This window comes from Pseudomonas marvdashtae, assembly GCF_014268655.2.
In the GTDB taxonomy this organism is placed as follows: domain Bacteria; phylum Pseudomonadota; class Gammaproteobacteria; order Pseudomonadales; family Pseudomonadaceae; genus Aquipseudomonas; species Aquipseudomonas marvdashtae.
Map to the genome: position 1 here is coordinate 104,208 of NZ_JABWQX020000002.1, position 14,411 is coordinate 118,618.

The window sequence follows — 14,411 nt, forward strand, 5'->3', positions numbered from 1 at the left end:
GGCATCTCGCCGCTTTCCGTTAATGCACTCTCTTCAGCTTGACGATGAGGCCGTCTCAGGCTGGCGATTGAACCGCGTGACCAGGCGATCCAGCAACCACACCACTACCAGTGAAGCTCCCACCAACGGGAACACTACCGCCAGGGCCAGCATGATGAACACGCCGCTCTTCCAAGCCGGCAAGTCGTGACGCAACGGCGGCACGCCGAACTTGCCTTGCGGCCGGCGCTTCCACCAGATCACCAGGCCGCTCACGGCGCTGAGCAGGATCATCAGGCAGATCAACAGCACGATGATCTGGTTCACCGGGCCGAACATCTTGCCTTCATGCAGCATCACCCCGGTTTCGGTGGCGCGGGCCACGAGGTTGTAGTGCTCCCAGCGCACATCGGCCAGGACCTTGCCGGTGTATTGGTCAACATGCAGGGTCGCGTCATTGCGCGGGTCGTCGGCGAACACGGCGATGGTGAAAACGCCGGAGGCAGTCGTCGGGAACGTGATGCTGTAGCCGGGTTCGACGTTGCGCTCGGTAGCGATGTCCTGCACCGCTTGCAACCTGACGGTCGGGGCGGCGGGGCCTTCGTGCATGCCGCCATGGGCCATGTGTTCGGCATGGTCTCCGGACATCGGCATCGGCGTGTTTTCCATGGCCCAGGGCACGGTCTGGCGATGGGCGTGGTTGAGGCTGCCGGCCTCCACGTCGGACTTCGGTACGTCGTTCCACATCGCTGCCGGGAAGCGGTTCCAGAGGTCGGCGTATTGCTTGCCCCAGAAGCCGGTCCAGGTCATGCCGCTGAGCAGCATCACCAGCAAGAACGCCGAGCCCCAGAACCCGATAACGACGTGCAGGTCACGCCAGAACACCCGGCCGCGAGTGTTCCAGCGCGGCCACAGCACGCCGGCCGACGATTGCCCGCGCGGCCACCACAGGTACAGCCCGGAAACCAGCAATACCACGCCCCAGCCGGCGGCCATTTCCACCAGCCGATCGCCGACGGTGCCGATCATCAATTCGCCGTGGATCGCCCGCGCCATGGCTTGCAGGTTGTCTTTGGCGTCCTGCTCGCCGAGGACATCGCCGTGATACGGGTCGATGAACACGTTCAATTCCCGGCCCTTGTCGATCACCACGAATTGCGCGCTGCGTTCGGCATTGATCGGCGGCAGGTACTGTGTGACGTGGCCCTCTGGATAGGCCTGGTGAACCTGCTTGAGCAGATCGTCCGCCGCCAAGCTGTGATGGCCGGCCGGCACGTTCAGCAGATCGCCGTACATCAGGGGGTCGAGTTGTGGCTTGAACAGGTAAATGATCCCGGTCAGGGCCAGCATCACCATGAACGGCGCGACGAACAGACCGGCATAGAAATGCCAGCGCCAGGCCAGGTTATAAAAATTCGGTTTCGGTTGGCTCATTGCAAAGCGCTCCGCAGGGCTAATTGGGTTGTTATGTTTTTGGTGGTTGCCGGGCAACCGCCAGGTGAGCCTTGGATAAACACGGACCTGTGGCGAGGGAGCTTGCTCCCGCTGGACTGCGCAGCAGTCCCCAGTTTTTTGCGGTTGCTACGCAACCGAGCGGGAGCAAGCTCCCTCGCCACAGGGTCAGGTGTCAGGCTTGGCCTGTGTTGTTAGAAACTCATATCCACCTTCGTCCAGAGCGTGCGCCCCGGTTCGTTGATGGCCTGGGGATCGCTCGCCGGGTAGCCAAACCCGGCGTTGCCGGCGAGGTTCAAGTGCTCGGCGTAGGCTTTGCCGAACAGGTTGTCGACGCCGCTGCTGACCTTCCAGTGTTGATTGATGCGGTAGGCGCCGTTGAGCGAGAAGACCCCGAACCCCGAGCTTTTGCCGTAGTCCTTGCCGACCACGTTGCCTCTGTTTTCATCGACACGGTGTTGCGCCGCCACCACCCGCCACAAGGCCCCGGCGCTCCAGCGGTCTTCGCTGTAGGTCAGGTCCAGGCGTGCGTCCAGCGGCGGCATTTGCGCCAGGGCGCTGCCGTCGCTGCTGTTCTTGCCCCAGGCGTAGGCCAGGGTCGCGTCGGCTTTCCAGCGCTCGGTCAATTTGTAGGCCGCGCCCAATTCGCCGCCCATGATCCGCGCGTCGATGTTCTCGGCCCGGGAAGTGGTGCCCATCATCCCCGGCGTGTAGTCGAACAGGATGTAGTCGCGTACCTGCCCGACGTACCCCGATGCCCAGGCTTCGAGAGTGTCGGTCTTGTACTGCAGGCCGACGTCGAGCTGGGTGGTTTTCTCCGGCTTGATCGCGTCGAAGGCGTTCAGCGAACCGCTCGGGCCGGCGTCCGGCGAGAACAGCTCCCAGTAGTCCGGGAACCGTTGCGTGTGACCGATGCCTGCGTAGAGGGTGGTGGGGTTGTCGGCCAAATCGTGTTCGTAGCGGACGAAACCGCTGGGCAGGGTGTCGGCGCGGGTGCCGTCGGCGGTGGGATTGGGGCGGGTCGACATGCCGGAGCCGATGCTCTGGCGGTAGTCCTTGGCCGAGGCGCGGTCGAGCCGGGCGCCGGTGATCACTCGGTCACGGTCGGCGGCGTACCAGGTCAGTTCGCTGAACGCGCCGTAATTGTGGAAGTCGGCGTCCTTGGTGTACGGCAGGTCCTTGTAGGTGTCCACGCCCATGCTGCTGCGTTGGCGATGTTCGTTGGTCTGGGCGTCCAGGCCGCTGATCAGTTGTACATCGGCCCAGCGCCAGGTGGCCTTGATACGAGCACCGAGGGTGCGGCGGTCGACGTTGGACGCCATGGGCCCGGCCATCATCCCCGTACCGGACGGCGTGCGCAGCGTGTAGTTGTCCATCACGTGGTCGGCGTAGTTGTAGTAGACCTGGGCCTCGACCTTGTCCAGCACCTCGCCGATGTTCGAGCGCTCGAAACGCAGCCCGAGGCTTTCACGCTTGAACTGTGAGCCGTCCATGCCGCGCCCGGCGTAGCGTGCTTCACCGTCGCCCTTGCCGGCCGTCAGCTCCAGCAGGGTATCGGCGTCCGGCGTCCAGCCGAGGGTGACGTCGCCATTCCACTTGTCATAGCGTGACGGCACGGTGTCGTTATTGCCGTCGCGGTAATCGTCCGAATGCGCGGTGTTGCCGATCACCCGGACATAACCCTGCGGCCCCCCGGCGGCGGCATCCAGCACTTTGTCGAAACGACCGTTGGAGCCGGCCAGCACACTGGCGTTGACCCGCGTGCCCAGTTCCCCGAACTGTTCCGGCTCGCGCTCGAACAGCACGGTCCCGGCCGATGCGCCGGGGCCCCAGAGCACGGTTTGCGGGCCTTTGATGACGGTGAGCTTGTCGTAGGTTTCCGGCGATATGTAGGACGTCGGCGCGTCCATTCGACCTGGGCAAGCACCCAACAGCATGCTGCCGTTGGTGAGGATGTTCAGTCGTGAGCCGAACATGCCGCGCAACACCGGGTCGCCATTGGTGCCGCCGTTGCGCACCAGGGCGAAGCCGGGAATGGTCTTGAGATAGTCGCCGCCATCACTGGCCGGCACCGGTTGGCGCGGGTCCTTGGGGTTGGTGACGACAGTCAGCGGTGAACTGGGGGCGATGGCGGTGATGACCGTCGGGCTCAGTTCCTCGACCTGATGGTCGTGATGCTCGTGCTCGTCGGCCAGCACGAGCGGGGTAAGCAGCAGGCCGCACAGTGCGGCGAGGGTTTGGCGCAAACGAACCCGTGGCTCGTTCAGGGGGCAGCTAACCTGGGCAGAGCCCAAAGCGATGCCAGCAGAAAACCTGGACATGATGATTCCATCGAACAGACGTAGACGACACGGTCGGGCAGCCTGGGGCTGTCTTTTTGCGACCGGGTGAGTAAGTGTCGGGGCTACGCGACGATGGGTGGTGCGCGCGTGCGGGCACCGGGGAAGAATGCTGGCCGGGCGTGGCCCAGGCGCGGCGAGGGACCGTTATAGGTATGTGTGGGCGACGCGTCGAAGACGGTGAAAGTATGGCCGCCAGTGAGGGCGGGGCAGTTGAACAGCAGGCTGCAATAACCGCATTTTTCCCACAGCGCATGGTGCTCGCCCTGGGGCGGGCAATGCTCGGCTGCCGGCGCTTCGTGCGCCGTCATGTCCATGCCCATCTCCATGCTCATGGACACAGGCATGGACGAAGACATGCGTTGATCCATCGGCATCGACTGGGAAACCAGCGGACCGATAAAGATCATAAGCATGGCGAACAGGCTGATCCAGCTGCCGCGGGTCAGGCTCATGGGCTGACGGCGGTGCGTGGACAGGCTGGCGCGAGGCGATTGCATTGGGCGGCTACGTCTTATTGGCCGTGCATATGTTTCTTGGTGCCGTCGGGTGCTTTTTTCTGCACCGCGACATCAACCGTGACATCCCCGGCCTTTTCGAAATGCAGGGTCATGGGGAAGCGTTTGCCGTCGCTGAGCAGGCTTCGGTCCTTCAGGTCCAGCAGCATTACATGGTAGGCCATCGGTGCGAAGGTGATGGTCGCACCGGGAGCGATACTCACGACGGGCACCGGCTGCATCTTCATCAAGTCGTTTTGCATCACATGCTCATGAAGCTCGGCCTTGCCGGCAATGGGCGAGTCGACGCTGAGCAGCTTGTCGGCGGTGGTGCCGCTGTTGTGGATGACGAAATAGGCGGCCACGGTCGGCGCGTTGGGCGGCAATTCCTGGGACCATGGATGAGCGATTTCAAGATCGCCCGCCTTGTATTGATGAGCTTGGGCGAAGCCGACGGGAAGCAGCAGGGCAGCCAGCAGGATAAGTCTGTTCAACATGGCAATTCTCCGGAACGATTCAGGGCGCAGTTTTATGCGGAAGAATCAGGCCAGAGGTGAGGCGCGGGGATTGAGGCTGGGCCATTGCTGGCGCGGCGTGGGGCTGTCGAGCGTCGAGTGGACGGCACCGTGATGGGCCAGCTGTGCATCCAGATACAACTGCGGGGCATGCCCGGCGAGCGCCACCAACGGCGCCGGACCTGAGCAGCACCAGCAATGCTGCATCGTCGAGTGATTGTCTTGCTGTGGCGTGCCCTGTTCGAACGTGCCCAGGGACACCGCGACCATTTTCGTGCCGCTGGAGGAGCAGAAACTGCCCCATAGCATTTGCTCGGCTGGCGAATTGGCGGTCGCGCCACCGCTGTTGGAAAGCGGCATGGCAAGCATGTTGAACAGCACTGCGAAGCAGGCGATCCAGGCAAATGCAAGCCGTTGTCGGGACATGGGGCAATCCGCTCGGTTGGGCGATCAGGTGGCGGTATTTAGCCTGATCGGGGGACAGAAGTAAAAAAGCCACGTGCGGTGTAGGGTCGCAGGGCTGGTGTTAACAGTAGCAACATATTTTAAGGTGAGTGCTTTCGTGGCGAGGGAGCTTGCTCCCGCTGGGGCGCGAAGCGGTCCTAAAACCGGACATTGCGGTGTTTCAGGAAAATAGCGTTGGGGCTGCTGCGCAGCCCAGCGGGAGCAAGCTCCCTCGCCACGGGCATTATTGATCATTTGATATCCAGTCGTTCCCGATCTGCGCCGGTATAAGCCTGTGCTATATCGTTTGCCCGGGCGATATCGTTGAGGGTTGCTCGAATCAAGACGCCGTCACCCTTATCTTCTTCCAGGCAAGCATCAAGATAAGCCAACTTTTCCTCTGCCGTTTGGAGATAGCTGGCAGCATCGAAACGTGTGAAGGCTTCATCTCGCAGAATTCGGGCGACCGCTGGATCGCTTTTGGCGCGTTCCGCAATCGTATGTTTATAGTTTCGTGTAAGGGCCATTTATTCACCTGTGGGACCAGAGAACATGCGTGGTTTTTGTGGCGAGGGGTTTGATCAATCGCTTTGATCAAACCCAAGGCCCTGTCGCTTATCTCGGATCGACCACATCCAGCGCCCGATTTGCCAACAACTGGCTCAACTCAATCATCTGCTGGACCCCTTGCGCGATATGTCGTCGCGAGCCCTCCAGATCGAATGCGAGGTCGCTGACCATGGCTGTCCCTTCGGGAATGTTGCCCCCGTCTGAAGACGAATGAGATCTTTGTGGCGAGGGAGCTTGCTCCCGCTGGGCCGGGCTGGCGCTCCAGCGCGGAGCGGCCCTAAAACCGGACATTGCGGTGTGTCAGGAATATCGCGTCCACTTTTTTGGGGCTGCTGCGCAGCCCAGCGGGAGCAAGCTCCCTCGCCACAGGGCGGCGGCTGTGCGCAGGTTAGTCGACCGGGGAGTCCAGCATTACCGGCGCGCCCGAAGGCGCCCTGCGCACAACCACCATCAAGTGCAGGGATGAAATACCTGACTGACGAAGCTTGTGAACCCGCTGAAAACCTCGGGCGACTAAACCCGATCACTGAAGGGCAGTGACGGGAATCAAGTTACCGAGGGCCTCCAAGGCGCACAAGCCGGCGGATTCTGGCGTAGTTGTAGGCAGCGACGCAAGGTGATGTAGCCTGCTGACGTAGTTCTGACAGGACAGGCTTGTAGGACGGTGCAGTTTTCTGTCAGATCAACTGCAGCAGCCCCTGCAACACTTCATCCACCGTCCCAAACTCCCGATCCACCCCCACCAACACCGGCCGCCTCAGCACCAACACCGGCACCCCTCGCTCCCGCGCCACCTCCAGCTTCGGTTCAGTAGCCGTACTGCCGCTGTTCTTGCTCACCAGCACATCGATCTGCCGTCGTTCGAACAGCTCTCGCTCGCCCTCGATGTGAAACGGCCCACGGGCCCCAATCACTTCGCAGCGTTCGTTACCGGGATAAACGTCCAGGGCACGCAGGGTCCAGAATTGCTCCGGCGGAATTTCATGCAAATGTTGCAGCGGCTCACGGCCGAGGGTGAACAAGGGGCGTTGGAAGGGACGCAGCGCCTGGATCAATTCGGCCCAGTCGGCCACTTCGCGCCAGTCATCGCCAGCCCGGGGTTGCCAAGTCGGACGGCGCAGCGCCCAGCAGGGAATGCCACAGGCGCGGGCCGCGTGGGCGGCGTTGTGGCTGATCTGGGCGGCGTAGGGGTGGGTGGCGTCCAGCAGCAGGTCGATGCCCTCGGCGCGGATGAATTGCGCCAGCCCTTCGGCGCCGCCGTAGCCACCGACGCGGACCTGGCAGGCCAGGTCGTTGGGGATGCGACCGATGCCTGCCAGGCTGTAGATGTGCTGGGGGCCAAGCGTGCGGGCGATGGCCAGGGCTTCGGTGACGCCACCGAGCAGCAGGATGCGTTTCATCGCAAGGCTTTTCATGACAAGTCTCTTCATGACAAGGCTCCGGCATGACCGACAATCCCGCCCTGGCGGTCGATGGCGAAGACTTCGACCTGGACCAGGGCCGGCACCACACTGCGCGCGAAGGCCAGCGCGTGCTCGCACACCGCGTCGCCCAAGGCAATGCCGGCGGCACTGGCCATTGCCAGGGCCTGTTGGCTGGTGTTGGCTTCTCGGATCCCCTGCTGCAAAACTTCATCGGCACCGATGGCAGCCGCCCATTCGGCCAGTTGTGGCAGGTCGATGCTCGAGTGGCGGCTGTGCAGGTCCATGTGGCCGGCGGCGAGTTTGCTGATCTTGCCAAAGCCGCCGCAGAGGCTGAGTTTTTCCACCGGCACCTTGCGCACATGCTTGAGCACGGCGCCGACGAAGTCGCCCATTTCGATCAGGGCGATTTCCGGCAGGTCGTAGACCCGGCGCATGGTGTCTTCGCTGGCATTGCCGGTGCAGGCGGCGATGTGCAGGTAGCCGTTGGTTTTCGCCACGTCGATGCCTTGGTGGATCGAGGCAATGTAGGCCGCACAGGAAAACGGCCGGACGATGCCGCTGGTGCCGAGGATCGACAGGCCGCCGAGGATGCCCAGGCGCGGGTTCATGGTTTTCAGCGCCAGGGCTTCGCCGCCCTCGACATTGACCGTGACTTCGAAACCACCGGTGTAAGCGCTTTCCTCGGCCAAGCGGCCCAAGTGATCGTTGATCATCTGGCGCGGCACCGGGTTGATCGCCGGTTCGCCGACGCCCAGCACCAACCCCGGTCGCGTTACCGTGCCCACGCCACGACCGGCGACGAAGCGCACGCCGGGCTCGGCGACCAAGCGTACTTGGGAAAACAGGAGCGCGCCGTGGGTCACGTCCGGGTCATCGCCGGCGTCCTTGATCGTTCCGGCCTCGGCGCCTTGCTCGGTCAACCGGCAGAACTCCAGGCGCATCTGCACCTGCTTACCCTTGGGCAATACGATTTCCACGGCATCGGCTTCGGTGCCGCAAAGCAGCAGTCGCGCGGCTGCCAGGCTGGTGGCCGTGGCGCAGCTGCCGGTGGTCAGGCCACTGCGCAAGGGGGCGGGTTGTTCGGCGGTTTCGTCACGCATCGAGAGGTTTCGTCAGGTCCAGCAAGGTGATCGGCAAGGCCTGGCGCCAGGTGTCGAACTCGCCCAATGGCTGGGCCTGGGCGATGTGGATGCGGGTCAGCTCGCCGCCGTGGCGTTCGCGCCAGTGCATCAGGGTCATTTCGCTTTGCAGGGTCACGGCATTGGCGACCAACCGACCGCCGGGCTTGAGCTGGGCCCAGCAAGCGTCGAGCACGCCTTCTCGGGTGACGCCGCCACCGATGAACACCGCGTCCGGACGTTCGAGGTTCTCCAGCGCCTGCGGGGCACTGCCGCGAATCAGCTGCAGGCCCGGTACGCCGAGGCTGTCGCGGTTGCGTTCGATCAAGCCTTGGCGACTTTCGTCGGCTTCGATGGCCAGGGTCCGGCAACTGGGATGGGCGCGCATCCATTCGATGCCGATGGAGCCGCTGCCGGCGCCGACATCCCAGAGCAATTCACCGGGCGTCGGGGCAAGGCGGGCGAGGGTGATGGCGCGCACGTCGCGCTTGGTCAACTGGCCGTCATGCTCGAATGCGCTGTCTGGCAGACCGGCCAGGCGTGACAAGCGCTGTGTCGACGGTTCGGCCCGGCATTCGAGGGCGATCAGGTTCAGGTCGGCGACGGTTTCATCGGACCATCGCGTCGCAGTGCTTTCGATCCGTCGTTCTGCCGCGCCGCCTAAATGTTCCAGCACCGTCATGGCGCTCGGGCCGAAGCCGCGCTCGCGCAGCAACGTCGCCACGGCGGCAGGGCTGTGGCGGTCGTTGCTCAGCAGCAACAGCCGGACACCTGTGGATAAATGCCCATTGAGCGCGGCCAAGGGGCGCGCCACCAGCGACAGCGTGACCACGTCCTGCAGCGGCCAGCCCATGCGTGCCGCCGCCAGCGAACAGGACGACGGCGCCGGGATGACCAGCATCTGATCACTTGGCACCTGTTTCGCCAGGCTGGCGCCCACGCCGTAGAACATCGGATCGCCGCTGGCCAGCACACACACCGGTTCGCCCTGCCGAGCGAGCAGCGGCTCCAGGGAAAACGGGCTAGGCCACGATTCCCGTTCGCCACGGATACACAGCGGCAGCAACGCCAACTGGCGAGCGCTGCCCACAATGCGCGATGCACGTAGCAAGGCATGGCGGGCCGTCCGGCCCAGGCCCTTGAAACCGTCTTCACCGATGCCCACTACGGTCAGCCAGGGGGTCATCTCTGTTCCTCGAATAGATGGGGTTGATCGACAGGCAGGTTGCCGCCGCGAACCGGGCCGCCATAATACCGCGCCCCGGCGGATCAGGCGTGAACCATCCGTGTGTGCCCACCACCAGCATTCCGACCCGCAAGCTTTTCATGACCCGCGGCAAAGCAGGCATAATGGCGCTCCTCGCCACTGTGGCGTTTCTTATTTGCCGGTCTTCCTTTGAACGAACGTCCATCCTCCCTCGTCGTACGCCCCTCCGGTTGTCCGGGGTTGCTGCGTGTCGTCCAGGCGCTGGATGGGGGGATCTGTCGGATCAAGCTCGATGGTGGCTGCATCCAGGCGGATCAGGCCGAAGCCGTGGCGGCGGTGGCCGAGCGGTTCGCCGGGGGCGTGATCGAGGCGACCAACCGGGCCAACCTGCAAATCCGTGGGATCGGTCCCGAGCACAACGCGCTGATCGAGCCACTGCTGGCCGCCGGGCTTGGCCCGCGCACTCCGGCTGGCGATGACGTGCGCAACCTGATGCTCAGCCCGTCGGCCGGGATCGATCGGCAGATGCTGTTCGACACCCGCCCGTTGGCCGCGCAGATCCTCTTCACCCTGCAAACTCATGAACGCTTCCATGAACTGTCGGCCAAGTTCGCCGTGCAACTGGACGGCGGCGAAGCACTGGCAATGCTCGAACATCACCACGACCTGTGGCTGTCGGCCCTTTTGCGCGACGGCGAGCCCTGGCTGGCCTTTGGCCTGGCCGGTACCCCGCTGGACAAGCCCGCGGGCAGGGTGCCCCTGGCCCAGGGACATACCTTGGTGGTGGCGGTGCTGGAGCTGTTTCTCGACCTGGCCCGCCCGGACCAGACGCGCATGCGCCATTTGCTGGCCGAGATCGCTGAAGATGAACTCGTGACCCGATTGGCCTCTCGCGTGCCCCTGCAACCTTGCCTGGATTGGCAGCGGGAAGCGTCGATCGATGAATTGCACATCGGTATCCATGCCCAGCACAACGACCGCGTCTACGTCGGTGCGGGGGCGCCTCTTGGCCGGCTCGATGCGGCCATGCTGCGGGAGGCGGGTCAGGTGGCGCGGGAGAAGGGCGACGGCAGCCTTCGTTTTACCCCTTGGCAAAGCCTGCTGCTGCCCAACGTGCGCGGTGAGGACGCCGGGGAAGTGTTGGAACGGCTAGAGGCGTTGGGCCTAGTGTGTTCGCTTGATCAGCCGCTGGCGCACATCATCGCCTGCACCGGTTCCAGTGGCTGCGCCAAGGCCCTGGCCGACACCAAGGCCGACGCCCGTCAACTGGCCGAGCTGCTGCAAGGCCAGCGTCATGCCGTGAAGGTTCATCTGTCCGGCTGCCCGCGTTCCTGCGCGGCGGCACACATCGCGCCTGCCACCTTGCTGGCGGTCGCACCCGGTCGTTACGACCTATATTTTCGCGATGCCACGCTGCCGGGTTTCGGCGCGCTGCAAGCACACAATCTGACAATCGAAGCGCTCGGCCGCTGGCTCGACGCTCACCCCCGGAGCCCCCTTGATGCTTGATTACATCCGCGACGGTCAGGAGATCTATCGCAACTCCTTCGCGATCATTCGTGCCGAGGCCAACCTTGCGCGCATTCCGGCCGATCTGGAGAAACTGGCCGTGCGAGTGATCCACGCCTGCGGCATGGTCGAGGCCATCGACGGGCTGCAATTCTCCGACGGCGCCGGCAAGGCCGGGCGCGAAGCGCTGGCTGCTGGCGCGCCGATTCTGTGCGACGCGCGGATGGTCAGTGAAGGCGTAACCCGCGCGCGTTTGCCGGCCAATAACCCAGTGATCTGCACCCTGCGCGATGACAGCGTCCCGGAGCTTGCCCGCGAGTTGGGCAACACCCGCTCAGCCGCCGCCCTGGAGCTATGGCGCCCACATCTGGAAGGCAGCGTCGTGGTCATTGGCAACGCGCCGACCGCGCTGTTCTACCTGTTGGAAATGCTCGATGCCGGCGCGCCGAAACCGGCACTGATCCTCGGTTTCCCGGTGGGCTTCGTCGGTGCCGCCGAGTCCAAGGCGATGCTGGCGGCCGACAGCCGTGGCGTTCCGTTCGTGATCATGCAAGGCCGGCTCGGCGGCAGTGCCATGGCCGCCGCCGCCGTCAATGCCCTCGCCACGGAGGTTGAATGATGCAGCAGCCTGGACGTCTGATCGGCCTTGGCGTGGGGCCAGGTGATCCGGAACTGATTACCGTCAAGGCCTTGCGCCTGCTGCGTGAATCGCCCGTGGTGGCGTACTTTGTCGCCAAGGGCAAGAAGGGCAACGCCTTCGGCATCATCGAGGCTCATTTGCAGGATGCGCAGACGTTGCTGCCGCTGGTCTACCCAGTCACCACCGAAGCGTTGCCGGCGCCGCTGTCCTACGAACAGGTGATCGCCGATTTCTACGACACCGCCGCCGAGCAATTGGCGGTACACCTGGATGCCGGCCGCGACGTGGCCGTGATCTGCGAGGGCGATCCGTTTTTCTACGGATCCTATATGTATTTGCATGATCGGTTGGCCGAGCGCTACGAGGCCCAGGTCATTCCCGGCGTGTGTTCGATGCTGGGCGGTGCCTCGGTGCTCGGTGCGCCGCTGGTCTATCGCAACCAGAGCCTGTCGGTGTTGTCGGGCGTGCTGCCGCACGAGGATCTCAAGCGGCGACTGGCGGATGCGGATGCGGCGGTGATCATGAAGCTGGGGCGCAATTTCCCCAAGGTTCGCCAAGTGCTCCAGGAACTGGGCATGGACGGGCGGGCGCTGTACGTCGAACGCGCGACCATGGCCAACCAGAAAATCGTCCCGCTTGATGAAGTAGAGCCGATGTCTTCGCCGTATTTCTCGCTGATCATCGTCCCTGGCGAGCGGTGGCAGGGATGACTTCAAAGGCTCCGGCAATTGTCATCCTCGGCCAAGGCAGCCTGGCGACGGCCCGACGGATTCAGCAGCGCTACCCCGACGCCTTGATCCACGGCCTGGCTGGTCGAGTCAAGGGTGATCGGCAATACCTCGAGTTTGGTGCGACGTTGCGCGAACTCTACCAACGGGACACGCCGATCATCGCCCTGTGCGCGGCGGGCATTGTCATCCGCACCCTGGCGCCGCTGTTGCTGGAAAAAGGCGCCGAACCGCCGGTGCTCGCGGTGGCCGAGGATGGCAGCGCCGTGGTGCCACTGTTGGGCGGCCTCGGTGGTGTGAATGGCATGGCCCGGGACATCGCGGCAGCGCTGCACGTCGCGCCAGCGATCACCACCAGCGGCGAATTGCGTTTCGGCACGTGCCTGCTCAACCCGCCAAGCGGCTATAGCCTCGGCGACCTGGAACAGGGCAAGCGCTTCGTGTCCGATCTCCTCGCCGGTGAAACGGTGCGGGTCGAAGGCGCGGCGCCTTGGCTGGATCAGGCGCAGTTGCCTCAGGACGCGCAGGCGCGGCTGGCGATCCGCATCGACAGTGCCGCTGGAGTACCGACAGCGGACGAGCTGCGCATCTATCCGCGCAATGTGGTGATCGCGGTGAGTGCTGGCGCGACGGATATATCGAACCTCAGTGTGCAAGCGCTGGCCCAGGCCGGTCTCGCGCCCCAGTCGCTGGCATGCCTGTTGGCAGCGGACAGCGATATGCCGCGCTCCGAATTGCAGCAAGCCGCTTCGGCCTTGGGCGTGCCGCTGCGCTTTGTTGCGGCCAACGCAAACGTGGCGCAGTGGCTGGGCGATGCCATGGGCCAGCCGGTATCCCTTCAGGTCTTGGACGGCGTAGCCATCGCCGTGGCCGAGCAACCCGTCGACCCGCAACGAATCGGCCGCCCGCGCGGTCGTCTGGCAGTGATCGGTCTTGGTCCTGGCGCGGCCGAGCTGATGGTGCCGGCCGTGCGCGCCGAGCTGGATCGCGCTACGGACGTGCTGGGCTATGAAACCTACGTGCGCATGGCCGGGCCTTTCCGGGCCGACCAGGTGCAGCATTGCACCGACAATCGCGAAGAGATGCAGCGTGCCCGACATGCTTTCGAACTGGCCGCCGAGGGGCGATCCGTGGTGGTGGTGTCGTCGGGCGACCCCGGCGTTTTCGCCATGGCGGCCGCGGTACTCGAGGCCTTGCATGAGTCCAGCGATACGCGCTGGCATAGCGTGGACCTGCAAATCCTGCCGGGCGTCTCGGCCTCTCTGGCCACCGCCGCCCAGGCCGGCGCGCCGCTGGGGCATGATTTCTGCGTAATGTCGCTGTCGGACAACCTCAAGCCTTGGTCGATCATCGAGAAGCGCCTGGACCTGGCGGCCCAGGCCGACCTGGCCCTCGCGTTCTACAACCCGATCTCGCGTTCCCGACCATGGCAGCTGGGGCGCGCTTTGGAGATAGTCGCGCAACATCGCACGCCGCAAACCCCCGTCGTCCTGGGACGTGATATCGGGCGGCCGGGCCAGACCTTGCGTGTCACGACCCTGGGGCAACTAACCCCGGATCAGGTGGATATGCGCACCATGGTGCTCGTTGGCTCATCCACGACCTGCATGTTTCCTCGCGCCGAAGGTGGCGACTGGGTGTACACCCCTCGCTGGTACGGCAACAAACCGGCGGGATGAAAGCCGGGCGGTCCGTTCGGACCGCCCTTAATGAAGTGTTCATTGTTTTATCTCATGTGTTTTTCTACTTGTGCGCTGAGTGGCGGAAAGTAGTGAGTCTGATGTTAGTGAGTGGCTCCGACCCGCATGATGTTTTTGGTTGGATACTTGCGGCGTAGTTTTATTTTGAACAGGTATTGAGTGTCTTGTTGGTTGAGCGAGTCTCGGCGGCGCGTTATGTTCGGTTGCGCTACGCAGGTGGTTTATTTGATTGGCATGTTCTGGCGTTTTTCGGCCTGAGCTGCATCATTCGACTTGGTTTGTTTTTTTA

Annotated in this window: 14 protein-coding genes; 4 read left to right on the forward strand and 10 right to left on the reverse strand. The window is 63.8% G+C overall.

From position 1 onward, the window contains the following. Positions 1–33: 33 nt before the first annotated feature. The 10 genes from HU742_RS20255 to cbiE all read right to left on the reverse strand — a co-directional run bounded on the left by HU742_RS20255 (position 34) and on the right by cbiE (position 9,524). Complete coding sequence (locus HU742_RS20255) at positions 34–1,413, reverse strand: PepSY-associated TM helix domain-containing protein (protein ID WP_186644313.1); 1,380 nt, start codon at positions 1,411–1,413, stop codon at positions 34–36. Positions 1,414–1,625: 212 nt separating this feature from the next. Then, positions 1,626–3,752 carry a TonB-dependent copper receptor gene (locus HU742_RS20260; protein WP_186644311.1) on the reverse strand — a complete coding sequence of 709 codons (2,127 nt, stop codon included), beginning with the start codon at positions 3,750–3,752 and terminating at the stop codon, positions 1,626–1,628. 83 nt (positions 3,753–3,835) lie between these two features. Continuing rightward, positions 3,836–4,270, reverse strand: coding sequence for a DUF2946 domain-containing protein (locus HU742_RS20265; RefSeq protein WP_437179903.1), 435 nt, complete (start codon positions 4,268–4,270; stop codon positions 3,836–3,838). A 14-nt stretch (positions 4,271–4,284) separates the two neighbouring features. After that, on the reverse strand, positions 4,285–4,764 hold the full coding sequence (locus HU742_RS20270; RefSeq protein ID WP_186638603.1) for a copper chaperone PCu(A)C: 480 nt from the start codon (positions 4,762–4,764) through the stop codon (positions 4,285–4,287). Positions 4,765–4,809: 45 nt separating this feature from the next. Further along, entirely contained in the window at positions 4,810–5,208 is a 399-nt protein-coding gene (locus HU742_RS20275) for a DUF2946 domain-containing protein (protein ID WP_186644309.1), read from the reverse strand. A gap of 269 nt (positions 5,209–5,477) precedes the next feature. Next, entirely contained in the window at positions 5,478–5,753 is a 276-nt protein-coding gene (locus HU742_RS26830; protein ID WP_225923637.1) for a hypothetical protein, read from the reverse strand. An 88-nt stretch (positions 5,754–5,841) separates the two neighbouring features. Further along, on the reverse strand, positions 5,842–6,087 hold the full coding sequence (locus HU742_RS27125; protein WP_437179904.1) for a DUF6124 family protein: 246 nt from the start codon (positions 6,085–6,087) through the stop codon (positions 5,842–5,844). 386 nt (positions 6,088–6,473) lie between these two features. Beyond that, a complete protein-coding gene (locus HU742_RS20285) occupies positions 6,474–7,196 on the reverse strand; it encodes a cobalt-precorrin-6A reductase (protein ID WP_186644349.1) in 723 nt (240 codons plus the stop codon). Between the two features lie 26 nt (positions 7,197–7,222). After that, positions 7,223–8,320 carry a cobalt-precorrin-5B (C(1))-methyltransferase gene (locus HU742_RS20290; protein WP_186644307.1) on the reverse strand — a complete coding sequence of 366 codons (1,098 nt, stop codon included), beginning with the start codon at positions 8,318–8,320 and terminating at the stop codon, positions 7,223–7,225. Next, entirely contained in the window at positions 8,313–9,524 is a 1,212-nt protein-coding gene (gene cbiE, locus HU742_RS20295) for a precorrin-6y C5,15-methyltransferase (decarboxylating) subunit CbiE (protein WP_186644306.1), read from the reverse strand. Before cbiE ends, HU742_RS20290 begins: the two co-directional genes overlap by 8 nt. A 210-nt stretch (positions 9,525–9,734) precedes the next feature. Between cbiE and cobG the strand changes: the two genes are divergently transcribed. Genes cobG through cobJ form a run of 4 tightly spaced genes read left to right on the forward strand, consistent with a single transcriptional unit; the run spans position 9,735 to position 14,101 of the window. Then, positions 9,735–11,054, forward strand: coding sequence for a precorrin-3B synthase (gene cobG / locus HU742_RS20300; RefSeq protein WP_186644304.1), 1,320 nt, complete (start codon positions 9,735–9,737; stop codon positions 11,052–11,054). After that, positions 11,047–11,673 (forward strand): precorrin-8X methylmutase, encoded by a 627-nt coding sequence (locus tag HU742_RS20305; protein ID WP_186610800.1) that lies wholly within the window; start codon positions 11,047–11,049, stop codon positions 11,671–11,673. Before cobG ends, HU742_RS20305 begins: the two co-directional genes overlap by 8 nt. Beyond that, positions 11,673–12,404: a precorrin-2 C(20)-methyltransferase gene (locus tag HU742_RS20310; protein WP_186638754.1), complete on the forward strand. Its 732-nt coding sequence runs from the start codon at positions 11,673–11,675 to the stop codon at positions 12,402–12,404. Before HU742_RS20305 ends, HU742_RS20310 begins: the two co-directional genes overlap by 1 nt. Next, a complete protein-coding gene (gene cobJ / locus HU742_RS20315) occupies positions 12,401–14,101 on the forward strand; it encodes a precorrin-3B C(17)-methyltransferase (protein WP_186644302.1) in 1,701 nt (566 codons plus the stop codon). Before HU742_RS20310 ends, cobJ begins: the two co-directional genes overlap by 4 nt. The last annotated feature ends 310 nt before the right edge of the window (positions 14,102–14,411 follow it).